Raw genomic sequence first — 14,862 nt, 5'->3', positions numbered from 1 at the left:
GATCGACAGGCCCCGCGGATTTTTCTTCCGCGGTCAGGACCGGCGGATCCAGAAGGTCAGGCCCAGCGACTCCTCCGTGAACGCCCGCGGGTCGGCCCAGGTCGGCTCGCCCTCGGCGCAGTCGGTGGCCAGCACCTCCTCGGCGACGAGGTCGCGGTGCTCGCGCAGCGCCAGCGCGGTCTCCTCCCGGTCGGTGCGGTAGCGCAGCTCGATCCGGTCGGTCACCTCCAGGCCGCTGGACTTGCGCGCCTCCTGGATCTGCCGGATCGCGTCCCGCGCCACACCGGCGCGGCGCAGCTCCGGCGTGAGGTGCAGGTCCAGCGCCACCGTCGCGCCGGCCTCGCTGGCCACCGCCCAGCCCTCCCGCGGGGTCTCCGTCACGACCACCTCGTCCGGGCCGAGCGTCACGGTCTCGTCGCCCACCTGGACGGTCGCCGAACCGGTGTCCCGCAACGAGTCGCGGAGGGCGGCGGCGTCGGCCGCGGCGATCGCCTTGGCCACCTGCTGCACCGTCTTGCCGAACCGCCGGCCGAGCGTACGGAAGTTGGCCTTCGCGGTGGTGTCGACGAGCGATCCGCCGGCCCCGCCCACCGGGTCGACCGCGCCGACGTTGAGCTCGGCGGCCACCTCGGCGAGCAGCTCCGGCGACAGCTCCTCGAAGCCGGGAGCCGAGGCCAGCGCCCGCGACAGCGGCTGGCGGACCTTCATGCCGGAGTCGGCCCGGGCCGCCCGGCCCAGCTCGACGAGCCGGCGGGCGAGCGCCATCTGCCGGGACAGCGCCGGGTCGATCAGCGACTCGTCGGCCACCGGGTACGGCGCCAGGTGCACCGACTGCGGCGCCTCCGGGTCGACGACCACGACCATGTCCTGCCAGACCCGCTCGGTGATGAACGGCGTGAGCGGCGCCAGCAGCAGGGTGACGGTGGTGAGCGCCTCGTGCAGGGTGGCGAGCGCCGCCGGGTCACCGCGCCAGAACCGCCGCCGGCTGCGCCGGACGTACCAGTTCGACATGTCGTCGATGAACGCGGCGAGCAGCCGGCCGGCCTGGTGCGTGTCGAACGCGGCCATCGCCGCGTCGACCTGCTGGACCAGGGTGTTCAGCTCGGAGAGCAGCCAGCGGTCCAGCACCGGCCGCTCGGCCGGCGCCGGGTCGGCCGCCGACGGGGTCCACCCGGCCGTACGGCCGTAGAGGGACTGGAAGGCGACGGTGTTCCAGTAGGTCAGCAGGATCTTGCGGACGACCTCCTGGAGCGCCGTGTGCCCGACCCGCCGGGCCGACCACGGGGAACCGACCGCGGCCATGAACCAACGCACCGCGTCCGCGCCGTGCTGGTCCATCAGCGGGATGGGTTCGAGGATGTTGCCCAGGTGCTTGGACATCTTCCGGCCGTCCTCGGCGAGGATGTGGCCGAGGCAGACCACGTTCTCGTACGACGACCGGTCGAACACCAGCGTGCCGACCGCCATGAGGGTGTAGAACCAGCCGCGCGTCTGGTCGATGGCCTCGGAGATGAACTGGGCCGGGTAGCGCTTCTCGAACAGGTCGGCGTTGCGGTACGGGTACCCGAACTGGGCGAACGGCATGGAGCCCGAGTCGTACCAGGCGTCGATGACCTCGGGCACGCGGCGGGCGGTCTCGCCGCAGTGGCAGGCGAAGGTGACCTCGTCGATGAACGGCCGGTGCGGGTCGAGGCCGGTCACGTCCGTCCCGGTCAGCTCGCTCAGCTCGGTCAACGAGCCGACGCAGGTCAGGTGGTCGTTCGGGCAGCGCCAGATGGGCAGGGGAGTGCCCCAGTAGCGCCGCCGTGACAGTGCCCAGTCGACGTTGTTGTTCAGCCAGTCACCGTAGCGGCCGTACTTGACGGTGGCGGGGTGCCAGGTGGTGCGCTCGTTCTCGCGCAGCAGCGCGTCCCGGATGGCGGTGGTCCGCACGTACCAGGACGGCTGGGCGTAGTAGATGAGCGCCGTGTGGCAGCGCCAGCAGTGCGGGTAGGTGTGCTCGTACGGGACGTTCTTGAAGAGCAGCCCGCGCAGCTGGAGGTCCTCGATGAGGGGCCGGTCGGCCTCCTTGAAGAACTTCCCGCCCACCAGCGGGATCTCCGGGGAGAACCGCCCGTTCGACTGCACCGGGTTCACCATCGGCAGCCCGTACGTCCGGGCGGTCGCGAGGTCGTCCGCGCCGAACGCCGGCGCCTGGTGGACCAGGCCGGTGCCGCTGTCCGTCGTCACGTACGAGGCGAGGACCACGAAGTGCGCGTCGGGCACCTCGACGAGGTCGAACGGCGGCCGGTACGTCCAGCGCTCCAGCTCCTTGCCCTTGAACGACTCGCCGGTCAGCTCCCAGCCGTCGCCCAGCGCGTACGCCAGCAGCGGCTCGGCGACGACGAGCTGCTCGTTGCCGTCGCTCGCGACCACGTACCGCACGTCGGGGTGCACGGCCACGGCGACGTTCGAGGGCAGCGTCCACGGGGTGGTCGTCCAGACCAGGAGGGCGGCGCGGCCGGCCAGGGGCCCGGAGGTGAGCGGGAAGCGGACGAAGACGGACGGGTCGACGACCGTCTCGTACCCCTGGGCGAGCTCGTGGTCGGACAGGCCGGTCTCGTCGCGCGGGCACCACGGCGCGACCCGGAAGTCCTCCACCAGCAGACCCTTGTCGAAGATCTGCTTCAACGACCACCAGACGGACTCGATGTACTCCGGGTCCATGGTCCGGTAGGCGTCGTCCATGTCGACCCAGTAGCCCATGCGCTCGGTCAGCTCGGCGAACGCGTCGGTGTGCCGGGTCACCGACTCCCGGCACCGGGCGTTGAACTCGGCGATGCCGTACTTCTCGATGTCCTGCTTGCCGGAGAAGCCGAGTTCCCGCTCGACGGCGAGCTCCACGGGCAGGCCGTGGCAGTCCCAGCCGGCCTTACGGGCGACGTGGAACCCCTTCATCGTCTTGTAGCGCGGGAACACGTCCTTGAAGACGCGCGCCTCGATGTGGTGGGCGCCGGGCATGCCGTTGGCCGTGGGCGGGCCCTCGTAGAAGACCCACTCCGGCCGGCCCTCGGACTGCTCCAGGCTGCGCCTGAAGATGCTGTTGGCGTGCCAGAAGTGCAGGACCTGGTGATCGAGGTCGGGCAGATCGACCTGGGTCGGTACGCTGCGGTACATCGCTCCTCCGTCGGCGCGTGTGCTGAAGCTCCGCCGGAGGGACGAGGCCGTGGCCCCGCGGTACCACCCTCCTTGACCGGTGTGCCGGCCCTCTCGTTTCGGGTGTGGTCGGTTCTACTCGGCCTCGCGGCCTTTCTTCCGACGGCTCCGGGGTGATCTTCCCGCCGCGCACGCCTCCGGGCTTCCACCATCCCCGGATCGCTCCTGGCTGCGTGCGACGGTACTCGTCCCCATCTACGCCTTCCGGACGCATCTTATCCCAGCCGGAGCGCGGGCCACGACGGTGACGCCGGGTGCCCGGCGTCCGAGCCCGCGGCCGGCGCGGCGGCCTGCCGGCCTGCGCGGCCCGTGGCCTGTCGCCGTGCGCGGCCGGTGGCCTGTCGCCGTGCGCGGCCCGTGGCCTGTCGCCCCGCGCGGCCCGTGGCCCCCGCCCGCGCTGCCCGCGGCCTGCCGGCCGGCCGTGGACCCCCGGGCCCACGGCCGGGCGGCGGTCAGGCGTTCGGGTTGCGCACCGGCGCGAACATCTCGTGGATCCAGTTCGGGTACGCCGGGGCCTGCCGGCTGACCGCGTCCAGCTCGGCCAGGTCCTGCTCGCTCAGGGTGAGCCCGCTGGCCGCGATGTTGTCGGTGAGCTGGTCGGTCGTGCGCGCGCCGACGATGACGCTGGTGACGGCCGGCTGGGCCAGCAGCCAGGCGATCGCGACCCGGGGGATGCTCACCCCGTGCCGGCCGGCGACGGTACGCAGCACGTCGAGCACCTCGTGACCGCGCTCGCGGTCCACGGGCGGGAAGTCCTGCCCGCCCTCGGCCGTGCGGCGGGAGGGGCCCGTGGAGCCCCCGTCGCGGCTGATCTTCCCGGTGAGGAAGCCGCCGGCGAGCGGGCTCCAGACGGTGACCGCGAGGTTCTCGGCCTGCGCCATCGGCAGCAGGTCGCGCTCGACGTCCCGGCCGACCAGCGAGTAGTACGCCTGGACCGAGACGAACCGGTTCAGGTTCCGCAGCGCCGAGACGCCGAGGGCCTTGCTGATCTGCCAGGCGGCGAGGTTGGCGCAGCCGATGTAGCGGACCTTGCCCTGGTGCACCGCGTCGTCGAGCGCGGCGAGGACCTCCTCGAAGGGGGTCACGGGGTCGATGTTGTGCAGCTGGTAGAGGTCGATGTGATCGGTGCCGAGCCGGCGGAGGCTGGTGTCCAGCGCCCGCGTCACGTGCAGCCGCGACCAGCCGACGTCGTTGGGGCCGGGGCCGGTCGGGGCGTACACCTTCGTGGCCAGCACGACGTCGTCCCGCCGGTGCCGTAGCGCGTGGCCGAGCAGTTCCTCGCTCTCCCCGTCGCTGTAGACGTCCGCCGTGTCGATGAAGTTGATCCCGGCGTCGAGCGCCGTGCCGACCATGCGTTCGGTGTCCTCGCGGCCCAGCGCGCCGAGCGTGGAGTAGACGGGGTGGTTCGTGCCGCCGAAGGTCATGGCGCCGAGCGAGAGCTCGGAGACCCAGACGCCGGTGGGGCCGAGGAGTCGGTACTTCACGCTGACAGCTCCCTGCGTGGTGCGCGGTCGGGCCGCGCGTCGGTCAAGATGTCGGACACTCTGTCGGACACTGTGTCCGGGCAAGCGTACCCAGGCCCGTCGCGAGCTGCCTAGGATCGGGATATGCCTTCGATCACGCGACGACGCTCCGGCGGCGCCGACCGACGTCTCACGGTCGAGGCGCGGATCCTCGCCACCGCCGAACGCCTGCTGAGCGAGGGGGAGACCTTCACCGAACTGGGCGTGCAGCGCCTCGCCCGGGAGGCGGGCGTCGCCCGGTCGACCTTCTACACCCACTTCGCGGACAAGTCGCAGCTGCTCATGCGGCTCGCGGGCTCGTTCAGCGCCGAGTCCTTCGAGGTGGCGGCGGCGTGGGAGCCGGGCGGGCCGGACGCGTTCGAGGGGTTGGTCGAGACGTTCCGGCAGATCATCGCCGTCTACCGGCGGCACGCCGCGGTGCTCGCCGCGATCACCGAGGTCTCCGCGTACGACCCGATGATCCGCCGGTTCTGGCACGCCCGGGTCGACCAGTTCGCGGCCCGTACCGAAGAGTTGTTGATCGCCGAGCAGCGGGCGGGCCGTGCTCCCGCCGACCTCGACCCGGTCATCGCGAGCCGCCTGATCGTGGTCGGCGGCGAGCGGTTCGTGGCCGACCACGTGACCAGCGACGACGGCAGCGGCGACGAGACAGCCGCCCGTGAGCTGGCCGCCACCTGGTGGTACGGCGTCTACCGCCGCCCCACCCCCAAACCCTGACGCCCCCGCGCTCTCTCTCCCCGCCGAACCCCCCGCGATCTTGCACTTTGTGCCCTCGTTTTGCGGCATTTCGGGTTTTTTGTCGGGGCCGAAACTGCAAGATCGCGGGTGCTGATCTCGCACCGACGAGATTTTTTGTCTTGACAAGAGGATTTGTCGGTAGGAGAGTCATGGCATGTTCGACATCGCAGTGATCGAGGACCCGGCGGCGGCCGAGGCGTCGCTGGACCCGATGCGGGCCCGGCTCCTCGCCGAGCTCGCCGAGCCGGCCTCGGCGACGATGCTCGCCGCCCGGGTCGGCCTGCCCCGGCAGAAGGTCAACTACCACCTCCGCGCTCTCGAGCAGCACGGCCTCATCGAGCTCGTGGAGGAGCGGCGCAAGGGCAACGTCACCGAGCGGGTCATGCGCGCCACCGCGGCGTCGTACGTGATCTCGCCCGCGGCCCTGGCCGCCGTGCGGCCCGATCCGGCCCGAGCGCCCGACCGCCTGTCGGCGCGGTGGCTGCTCGCGGTCGCGGCCCGGCTCGTCCAGGACGTCGGCGCCCTCATCACCGGTGCCGAGCGGGCGAAGAAGCGACTGGCGACCTTCACCGTCGACGCGACGGTGAGGTTCGCGTCGGCGAGCGACCGGTCCGCGTTCGCCGAGGAGCTGGCCGCCACGGTCGCCTCCCTGGTCGGCCGCTACCACGACGAGAACGCACCCGGCGGCCGCGAGCACCGCGTCGTGATCGCCCTGCACCCCAGCGTCAATCCGGCGACCACCGACGCCCCCGAGGAGTCCTGACCGCCCCCGGCACGGACCGACGTCCCGCCGGGGCCTGCCCGCCGGCCGTCCGGACCGGCACGCACCTTCGACCCGCCACCGACACCCGCACACGAAAGGTTCACCACGATGGGACACCACTTCGAGCTTCAGAAGGACATCGAGCTGGCCGCCACCCCCGAGGAGGTGTGGGACGCGATCGCCACGGGGCCCGGCATCGACTCCTGGTTCATGGGCCGGAGCGAGGTGGAGCCGCGTGAGGGCGGCCGGACCCGCTTCACGATGGCCGGCCAGACCGAGGAGGCGACGGTCACCTCGTGGGAGCCGGGGAAGCGGTTCGCGTACCGCAGCGACCCCGGGCCGGACGGCACGTTCATGGCACTGGAGTACCTGATCGAGGGGCGTGACCAGGGCTCGACGGTGCTGCGTATGGTCCAGAGCGGCGTGCTCGGCGACAACTGGGAGACCGAGTACGAGGCCATGAAGGTCGGCTGGGACATGTACCTCGGCACGCTCGCCGCGTACGTCGCCCACTTCGCCGGCCGCTCCGGCGCACCGGTCGCGGCGTTCCGTCCGGGCGCCGGCACCCCCGACCAGGTCTGGGCCGCCGTGGCCGGTGCCTTCGGCATCTCCGGCCCGGTCGCCGAGGGGCAGCGCGCCCGGCTCACCGTCGACGGTTTGCCCCCGATCGACGGCGTGGTCGACCTCGCCGGTCTGCCCACCTACTTCGGGGTCCGCACCGACGACGCGCTCTACCGGTTCCTGCACTCCGGCACCGACCGGGGCAACGTCCTGGTGCTCGGCCACCACCTCTTCGCCGCCGACCAGGACCCGGCGCGTGCCGAGCAGGCGTGGCAGGCGTGGGTGGACAACCTCGCCATCGGCTGAGTGTCGAGACGCGGGCGGCCATCTCCCTTCCGCGGGAGGCGGCCGCCCCGGTGGTCGCTGGTCGGGCCGGTCGCGCGACTCGGCCTACCGCGGCGGTCCGCCGGGCGGTTGCGTACGCAGGTAGGTGAGCACCGCCAGCACCCGGCGGTTGGTGTCGTCGCTCGGCAGCAGGCCGAGCTTGGTGAGGATGTTGCCGACGTGCTTGCCGACGGCCGCCTCGGTGACGTGCAGCGCCGCGGCGATGGCCGCGTTCGACCGGCCCTCCGCGATCAGCGCGAGCACCTCCCGCTCCCGGGCGGAGAGCGCGGTGAGGGGGTCGCGCGGGCGGTGCAGCAGCCGGCGTACGACGTCGGGGTCGACGACGGTGCCGCCGCTGGCGACGGTACGCAGATGCCCGACGAACTCGGCCACGTCGGCCACCCGGTCCTTGAGCAGGTAGCCGACGCGGCGGCCGTCCCCGCTGTCGAGCAGGGCGGCGGCGTACTCGGCCTGCACGTGCTGGCTGAGCACCACGACCGCGAGGTCCGGCCGTTCGTCCCGCAACGCGACCGCCGCGCGCAGGCCGTCGTCGCGTCCGCCGGGGGGCATCCGGATGTCGGTCACCACGAGGTCGGGGCCGTGCGTACGGGCGGCGTCCATCAGGTCCGGCGCCGAGCCGACGGCGGCCAGCACCTGGAAGCCGAACCGGTCCAGCAGGCCGACGAGCCCCTCCCGCAGGAGGACCTCGTCCTCGGCGAGCACGACCCGGGTCACCGGCATGGCAGCTCCACCCGGACGAGCGTAGGTCCGCCCGGCGGGCTCGCGAGCAGCAACCGGCCGCCGGCGGCGCCCACCCGGTCGGCGAGGCCGGTCAGCCCGGTGCCCCGCGCCGGGTCGGCGCCGCCCCGGCCGTCGTCGGAGACCTCCACCACCAGCCGGTCGCCGGCCCGCGCCAGCCGCACCTCGGCCCGGGTCGCCGCCGCGTGCCGGGTCACGTTGTTCAGGGCCTCCGAGACCGCGTACCAGGCGGTCGTCTCGACGGTCTCGGGCAGGGGCCGGTCGAGGTCGGCGTGCACGGTGACGGGGATGGTGGCCTCGCCGGCCAGTTCCCGGACCGCCCCGGCGAGGCCGAGGTCGGTGAGGCTCTGCGGGCGGATGCCGTGCACGATCTGCCGGAGCAGGACCATGAGTCCCTTCGCCTGCTCGTGCGCCACCGCGAGCGGCCGGGCCGCGGGGGAGTCCTCGGGCACGTCGAGGCGGGCCAGGCCCAGTTGCAGGGTCAGGCTGGTGAGCCGTGGCTGGGCGGCGTCGTGCAGGTCGCGTTCGATGCGGCGGCGCTCGGCCTCGTAGCTGTCGACCAGGCGGGCCCGCGACCGCGTGACCTCCCGCAGCGCCGCCGTGTCGCCCGCGGATCCCAGCAGCCTGCGCGCCATCGCGGCCTGAGCCGCCGCGACCACCCCGAGGCCGTACCAGAGCACCGGCAGCAGCAGGACGCCCACGACGGCGTACGGGGCGGCCTCGGCCGGCGTGTCGACGGTGGACCAGACCACGATGACCTGGTCGGCGTCCCCGGCCAGCCACGGGCTGGCGACCAGCATGAGGTCGACGAGCACGAGCAGGAGGTACACCCAGTACGCGAGCGGCACCACGCTGCCCAGCAGCGCCGCGTACGCCGCCTCCCGCCAGGCGTCCGCGCTCGTGTAGCGGGCGGCGAGGCCCGACCAGGGCCGGGCCGGCACCGGCCGCCCGTCGACGACGCCGAGCCGCCCGCGTTCCAGCGCCGCCACCGCGGCGCTCACCAGCGGGGCCAGGGCCACCACGACGAGCGTCCCCACGGCCAGGAAGAGCGCGAGGGGCAGCGAGACCGGGCGGTCGTGCTGGCGGACCGCGTTGACGGCCGCCAGTAGGGGCGCGCCGACCACGAGCAGACCGACGGAGAGCACGCCGGCGATCGGGACGGTGGTCAGCACGTACGCCAGTGCCCGCCACGGCCACCAGGAGAGCAGGTAGCCGCGGTGGCGCAGTGCCGCGGCCAGGTGTGGAGGCTGAGCCGATGTCATGCGGCGACGCTATCGACGGCGATGGCGCCGACCCAGCCGGCTGCGTCCACCATCGGGGTATGGCCACCCCTACCGTCCCGGCCCGCTGACCCGGCCCGTCCACCCGGTCCGGGCCCTGTCCTCGGGGCCCGGGCTACGCCGGCACGAACTCTGCACGACAGCTTGCGGAAGTGCTGTTCACACGCCGGTCGCGGGGCCGGGCGTTGGCACCTTCCAAAGTCGGAGGTCGGCCCTACCCAGGTGAGCGCCGGCGCGGCGCGCGGTCGGATGTCACCGGTCGGCCGGGCTGCGAGGCTCATCGGCATGAGGAACGACACGCAACCGACCGGCACGACCTGGACGATCCCGGGGCACACGGGCCGCGCGGTCACCGTCGCCGCGGGAGCGGCCCGCGCGCTCCCGGCCATCGACGATCCCCGGGAGGCTCCGTGCCGGTCGGTTATCTGATCACCGTGGTGTTGGTCGCGATCGGCACGCTGTTCGCGCTGCGGCCAGTGCCGTGGTCGCGCCCGCTCGGCCGCGTCAGCTACTTCGTCGGCGTCGCCGCCAACGAACTGCCGTTCGCGGCCTTCTTCTGGATGCTGCTGCTCCCGACGGCGCTGGCGTTCGCCGAGGGTGACATCGACTCGCCGGGTGGCTGGGCGGTCGTCGCCCTGGCCACCGTGACCGCGACCGGGCTCGCGGTCGTCGCCTGTCAGGCGCTGGGCGAGCGGGACAGGATCAGACGCGCCCTCGACGAAGGGCTGGGGGCGGGGTGGCGTGCCGCCGTGGACGCCGACCTCGCCGCGGGACTGCGGCGCCGCCTTCCGCTGGCCCGCATCCTGCTCCTGCCCGTCTTCCGGCGCCGCCTGGACGTCCGGCGCGTGGCCAACCTCGCCTACGGCGATGCGGGCCGGCGCAACCTGCTCGACCTCTACCACCACCGCGCGCGCCCGCACGGCGCGCCCGTCATGATCCACCTGCACGGCGGCGGCTACTCCGGGGGCCACAAGAACAGCCAGTCGCTGCCGCTGCTCCACCGGCTCGCCAGCCAGGGCTGGGTGTGCGTGAGCGCCAACTACCGGCTCCGGCCACAGGCCCAGCATCCGGACCACCTGATCGACCTCAAGAAGGTCATCGGCTGGGTGCGGAGGCACGCCCACGAGTACGGAGCCGACCCCACGACGTTGTTCGTCGCGGGCAGTTCGGCCGGCGGACACCTGGCGGCGCTGGCCGCACTCACCCAGAACGACCCCGCCTTCCAGCCGGGCTTCGCGGACGTCGACACGTCCGTGAGCGGCGCCATCTGCCTGAACGCCTGGTACGGCCCCTACTACGGCCAGGGGCCAGAGTCCTCGCCGGAACCGCACATCACCGCGGACGCACCGCCCTTCTTCCTGGCGCACGGCGACAAGGACACACTGGTCCCCGTGGCGGACGCCCGGCACTTCGTCCGCCAGCTCCGCCGGACCTCGGCCGCCCCCGTCGTCTACGCCGAACTGAAGGGCGGGCACCACGCCTTCGACCTGTTCCACTCGCTCCGCTTCGAGGCCGTCGTCGACGCCGTCGAGGCCTTCACGGCCTGGGTGAGGTCACGGGACAGGAACGTCCCCGCTAGTCAGGGAGCCGCGGACCCGGAATCCACGGGCCGGAATCCACGGGCTCTGCGGCCCGGGATCACGGGCGGGGGGCGTCTCGAATCGCGAGCGCGGCCTGGACGAGCGCGGCGTGGGTGAGCGTCTGCGGGTAGTTGCCGAGATGCGCGCCGGTCGCGGGGTCCAGTTCCTCGGCGTAGAGGCCGAGCGGGGTGCCGTAGCCGACCATGGCCTCGAACAGCTCGACCGCCTCGCGGTGGCGCCCGGTGCGAGCCAGGGCTTGCACCAACCAGAACGAGCACGGGAGGAAGGCGGCCTCGCTGCCGGGGAAGCCGTCACGTCCCGGTGGGTAGCGGTAGAGGAGCGGCCCGCCGGCGGACAGCCTCGCGCGGATGGCGTCGATGGTGCCACGTACCCGGGGCGAGTCGATGTCGTCCATGTCGAGCAGCGGCAGGGCGAGCAGGGCCGCGTCGAGGTCCTCGGAGCCGTAGCTGCGGACGTAGCTGACCATCTCCGGGTCGAAGCCGCGCGTCCGGACCTCGGCGGCGATGGCGTCCCGTGCCGTCCGCCAGCGTCGCCGCTGACGATCCGGCAGCGGGTGGGTCTCGGCGATGCGCAGGGCCCGGTCCAGGGCGAGCCAGCCCATGAGCTTGGAATGGACGTGGTGGGCGGGTTCGCGGACTTCCCAGATGCCGGCGTCCGGCTCCGGCCAGCAACGGGCGACCACGTCGGCGAAGCCGCGCACCGCCCGCCACGTTTCGCTGTAGAGGCGGTGACCGGCCTGCGCGAAGGCCCAGGCGGCGTCGATCACCCAGCCGTACCCGTCGAGCTGGTGCTGGCCGGCGGCACCGTTGCCCATCCGTACCGGGGCGCTGTCGAGATAGCCGGGCCAGCCGGGCAGCTCCCGTTCGGCCGGTACGTGGCGGCCGTGCAGCGTGAGCAGCGCGGGCAGGCGGGGCCGCTGCAGCCGGCTGGCGTGCAGCAGCCACGCGAGGAAACCGCGGGCCTCGTCGGCCTTGCCGACGCTGAGGAAGGCACTGACGCTGATGCTGGCGTCTCGGGGCCACACGTAGCGGTAGTCCCAGTTGCGTACGCCGCCGGGATCCTCGGGCAGCGACGTCGTGGGCGCCGCCACCGGGGAGCGCGAGGGTGAGTAGGTCAGCAGCCGCATGGTCAGCAGGCTTCGGACGACGTGCTCGCGGAAGGGCAGCGATTCGTCGATCCCGGCGGTCCACTCCCGCCAGCGCTCCTCGTCCTCGCCGAGCAGCGCCCAGGCGGCCTCCGGCTCGATGTGGACCAGCGGTTCGCGGTCGGCCACGGCCATCACCAGGGTGACCGGACGGTCCGGCGTGACCGTGATCGTGGTGGGTCGACCCGGTTCGACGGTCAACTCGGGCGAGCAGCGCAGCGAGACCGCCAGCGACCCCCACTGGCACACCAGGGCCCAGCTCCGCTGATCGACCCGGGGACGCCGGTGCCGTACGCCGAGGCGTGGATCGAACTCGATGACGGCGGCGACGGGTGCCCCCTCGGCCGACAGCCGCCGCACGAGCAGGGTTCCGGGTAGCAGACGGCCGCCGACCTCGGCCACCATGCCCTCGGTGAGGCTGAGGCGGCCGCTCCCCACCGTCCAGGTCGTCTCCAGGGTGGCGCTGTGCTGCCGGTAGCGGCGCTCGACGGCCGTCACCGGCCCGGCGGGGCCGACCCGGAACGTTCCCGCCTCCGACCCCCCGACCAGGCGGCCGAACAGGGGTTCGCCGTCGAAGCGGGGTACGCAGAGCCAGTCGATCCCGCCGTCAGCGGCGACCAGGGCAGCGGTGCGCGTGTCACCCAGCAGCCCGTAGTCCTCGATCCTCATGGGGGATCGCGGACGCGTCACCAGGGGCTCACCGCTCATGACGTCGCTTCCTGACGATCGCGCGGTGCGCTGGCGAGCACGCCCCCGTCCGGCCCGGGGGAGCGGGTCACGCGCCGTCGAGGAGCAGTCCGAGAACGGCTCCGTAGAGGATGTGGACGACCACGGCGACGGTGGGAGTCTGCACGCCGTAGTTGACGGCGAACAGGCCGGGCGGCTCCAGCACGGCGGTGCTGGCGGGGCCCGCCCGCGGTGAGGCCATGCGCGGGTGCACACCCGGAAGCAGCGGCAGGATCACCGTGAGCGCGATGCCCACGTGGACTGCGCCGAGCAGCGCCCCGATCCACCACGTGGCGCGGTGCAGCAGGGCGAACGTGGCGGCGTAACCGACGGCGAAGCCCTGGCCGATGCCCAGGTGCATGAGGAACCCGACGATCCGGGCCCGGTCGGGATCCTCGGTGACGAGGGTCCCGAGCACCAGGGGAAAGTCGAGCCGGGTGAGGCCGGCCAGTTGGGCGGCAACGAGCGCGGCGGTGAGCGCCGTGGTGGCGACCAGACCAAACAACGCCCATCCGGCCCAGTCCATCTCAGCGGTGCTGGACGCCGCGGGCGTGCGCGGTCGTTACGGCGAGCCCTCCCCGGCACGCGCGGCGGGCGCCGGCGACGCCGAGTCTCCCGCCGGCCGCGTCAACCACGGTGAGCTGGCGAGCTGCCGAACGGCGAGCCGTCGACGGGCGCGCCGAGATCCTCTCGGTCAACGGTCCACCCTCCGTTCACAGACACGTCGGTGGAGCGCGCACCCGCCGGAGATCAACGGACGGGGACCATTTCCACCCAGTCTGTCACCATAAGCCCATTGGATCGGTGGTGTCGGCGGCTGGCGAGATCCCACCGCTGTTCCGCCTGCGGCTCTGCACGAAACTCTCTCATGCATGCACGATCCTTTCGCCTCGTGGGAGCCGGCGTGGGTTCTGTGCTGCACTGGTGCCATGCCCGCAGACGAGTTGGTCGAGCTGCTGCAACGGCATGCGCGTCCCGATCTGACCACTGTCATCGACGGGGTCCGGATCTGTAGGGCCGACCACACGGTTTCGCCGGGATCCTCGATGTCCGGCACCGTGCTGGCGGTCGTCGCCCGGGGCACCAAGCGTCTGGCGGTGGGGGATCACGTCTACGAGTACGGCCCCGGTCAGTACCTGGTGGCCTCGGTCGATCTTCCGGTGACGGGGCAGTTCCTCGACGCCGGTCCGGACCAGCCGGCACTCGGTTTCGGGATGACTGTGGAGCCCGCTGCCATCGCGGAGCTGCTGTTGCAGGCCGGGCCGGGTGACCTACCGAAGTCCCCGGGCGGCGTACGGCCGGGAATCGCGGTCACCGACGCCCCGGACGAGCTGCTCGACGCGATCGTGCGGCTCCTGCGGCTGCTCGACCGGCCTCGGGACCGGAGGGTGCTGGTCCCGCTGGTGAAGCGGGAGATCCTCTGGCTGTTGATGACCGGCGAGCAAGGGGACGTCGTCCGCCAGCTCGGCCTGGCCGACAGCAGCCTGGCGCACATCAGACGGGCCGTGCAGTGGATCCGGGAGAACTACCACCGACCGTTCCGGGTCGAGGAGGTGGCGCGGCTTTCGGGGATGAGTGTGCCCGCCTTCCACAGGAACTTCCAGGCGGTCACGGGGCTGGCCCCTATCCAGTTCCAGAAGCACATCCGGCTGCAGGCGGCGAGGTTGCTGCTGGCGAGCCGCCCGCACGACGTCACCGGTGTCGGTCACCGTGTCGGGTACGACAATCCGTCCCAGTTCAGCCGTGAGTACCGGCGTCAGTTCGGTGCGCCGCCCAGCGTCGACGCGGCCCGTATGCGCGGTGCCGCCGCCCCCGCCCCCGCGGCGCTGCCCTGACACTCGCCCGGACGAAGAGGATCGCGCAACCACGCGAGACGATCGGGTGCCCAGGTCGCTCGGTCTGTCACCGCCGAGGGGATCCGGCAGTTCGGCCCGGGGGGTGTCCCTATGGGTTTCGTCAAGCAGCGACGGGGGCCGTCGGGCGTGGTTGGTAGGGGGTCTTGTGGCGGAGCATGGCGAATAGGACGTCGCAGCGGCGTCGGGCGAGGCAGATGAGGGCGGCGTTGTGGCGTTTGCCTTCGGCTCTTTTGCGGTCGTAGTAGGCGCGGTTGATGGGGTCGGCGAGGGCGGCGAACGCGGCGAGGAAGAAGGCGCGTTTGAGTTGCTTGTTGCCGCCGCGGGGTGGGTGTTCGCCGCGGATGCTGCTGCCGGAGCGGCGGGTGACGGGTGCCAGACCGGCGTAGGCGGCG

At 72.7% G+C, this 14,862-nt stretch carries 12 protein-coding genes; 5 read left to right on the top strand and 7 right to left on the bottom strand.

Annotated features, from left to right (window positions below):
• Nucleotides 1-33: 33 nt before the first annotated feature.
• Entirely contained in the window at nucleotides 34-3,156 is a 3,123-nt protein-coding gene (ileS, locus tag D7I43_RS08035) for an isoleucine--tRNA ligase (RefSeq protein ID WP_120327787.1), read from the bottom strand.
• 491 nt (nucleotides 3,157-3,647) lie between these two features.
• Nucleotides 3,648-4,679, bottom strand: coding sequence for an aldo/keto reductase (locus tag D7I43_RS08030; RefSeq protein ID WP_120327786.1), 1,032 nt, complete (start codon nucleotides 4,677-4,679; stop codon nucleotides 3,648-3,650).
• Nucleotides 4,680-4,802: 123 nt separating this feature from the next.
• Between D7I43_RS08030 and D7I43_RS08025 the strand changes: the two genes are divergently transcribed.
• From D7I43_RS08025 to D7I43_RS08015, 3 genes are all read left to right on the top strand, one after another.
• Nucleotides 4,803-5,435 carry a TetR/AcrR family transcriptional regulator gene (locus tag D7I43_RS08025; RefSeq protein ID WP_120327785.1) on the top strand — a complete coding sequence of 211 codons (633 nt, stop codon included), beginning with the start codon at nucleotides 4,803-4,805 and terminating at the stop codon, nucleotides 5,433-5,435.
• A 175-nt stretch (nucleotides 5,436-5,610) separates the two neighbouring features.
• Nucleotides 5,611-6,219, top strand: a complete 609-nt coding sequence (locus D7I43_RS08020; RefSeq protein WP_192902103.1) for an ArsR/SmtB family transcription factor — start codon at nucleotides 5,611-5,613, stop codon at nucleotides 6,217-6,219.
• Between the two features lie 108 nt (nucleotides 6,220-6,327).
• Nucleotides 6,328-7,086 carry an SRPBCC family protein gene (locus tag D7I43_RS08015; protein ID WP_120327784.1) on the top strand — a complete coding sequence of 253 codons (759 nt, stop codon included), beginning with the start codon at nucleotides 6,328-6,330 and terminating at the stop codon, nucleotides 7,084-7,086.
• Nucleotides 7,087-7,170: 84 nt separating this feature from the next.
• Here the strand turns inward: D7I43_RS08015 and D7I43_RS08010 are convergent, their stop codons facing one another.
• Nucleotides 7,171-7,845, bottom strand: a complete 675-nt coding sequence (locus D7I43_RS08010; RefSeq protein WP_120327783.1) for a response regulator — start codon at nucleotides 7,843-7,845, stop codon at nucleotides 7,171-7,173.
• The gene (locus tag D7I43_RS08005; protein WP_120327782.1) at nucleotides 7,836-9,125 is read right to left on the bottom strand and encodes a sensor histidine kinase; all 1,290 of its coding nucleotides are present in this window, start codon (nucleotides 9,123-9,125) and stop codon (nucleotides 7,836-7,838) included. Before D7I43_RS08005 ends, D7I43_RS08010 begins: the two co-directional genes overlap by 10 nt.
• 428 nt (nucleotides 9,126-9,553) lie before the next feature.
• Here D7I43_RS08005 and D7I43_RS07995 point away from each other — a divergent pair, with 428 nt between their 5' ends.
• The gene (locus tag D7I43_RS07995; protein WP_120327780.1) at nucleotides 9,554-10,840 is read left to right on the top strand and encodes an alpha/beta hydrolase; all 1,287 of its coding nucleotides are present in this window, start codon (nucleotides 9,554-9,556) and stop codon (nucleotides 10,838-10,840) included.
• On the opposite strand, the gene D7I43_RS07990 is transcribed toward D7I43_RS07995, so the two are convergent.
• Together D7I43_RS07990 and D7I43_RS07985 are read right to left on the bottom strand one after the other, a co-directional pair.
• Nucleotides 10,782-12,596: a glycoside hydrolase family 15 protein gene (locus D7I43_RS07990; protein WP_204985170.1), complete on the bottom strand. Its 1,815-nt coding sequence runs from the start codon at nucleotides 12,594-12,596 to the stop codon at nucleotides 10,782-10,784. The two genes, D7I43_RS07995 and D7I43_RS07990, sit on opposite strands and share 59 nt — an antisense overlap.
• A gap of 67 nt (nucleotides 12,597-12,663) precedes the next feature.
• The gene (locus D7I43_RS07985; protein ID WP_120327778.1) at nucleotides 12,664-13,140 is read right to left on the bottom strand and encodes a hypothetical protein; all 477 of its coding nucleotides are present in this window, start codon (nucleotides 13,138-13,140) and stop codon (nucleotides 12,664-12,666) included.
• Between the two features lie 346 nt (nucleotides 13,141-13,486).
• Here D7I43_RS07985 and D7I43_RS07980 point away from each other — a divergent pair, with 346 nt between their 5' ends.
• On the top strand, nucleotides 13,487-14,449 hold the full coding sequence (locus D7I43_RS07980) for an AraC family transcriptional regulator (RefSeq protein ID WP_338041995.1): 963 nt from the start codon (nucleotides 13,487-13,489) through the stop codon (nucleotides 14,447-14,449).
• 121 nt (nucleotides 14,450-14,570) lie between these two features.
• Here the strand turns inward: D7I43_RS07980 and D7I43_RS07975 are convergent.
• The coding region (locus D7I43_RS07975) for a transposase (RefSeq protein WP_147427235.1) at nucleotides 14,571-14,862 on the bottom strand (292 nt) is incomplete at its 5' end.

This window comes from Micromonospora globbae (assembly GCF_003610785.1).
GTDB classification, from domain to species: Bacteria; Actinomycetota; Actinomycetes; order Mycobacteriales; family Micromonosporaceae; genus Micromonospora; species Micromonospora globbae.
The sequence above is the reverse complement of the archived record's forward strand: the minus strand, read 5'-3'. Positions and strand labels throughout refer to the sequence as shown.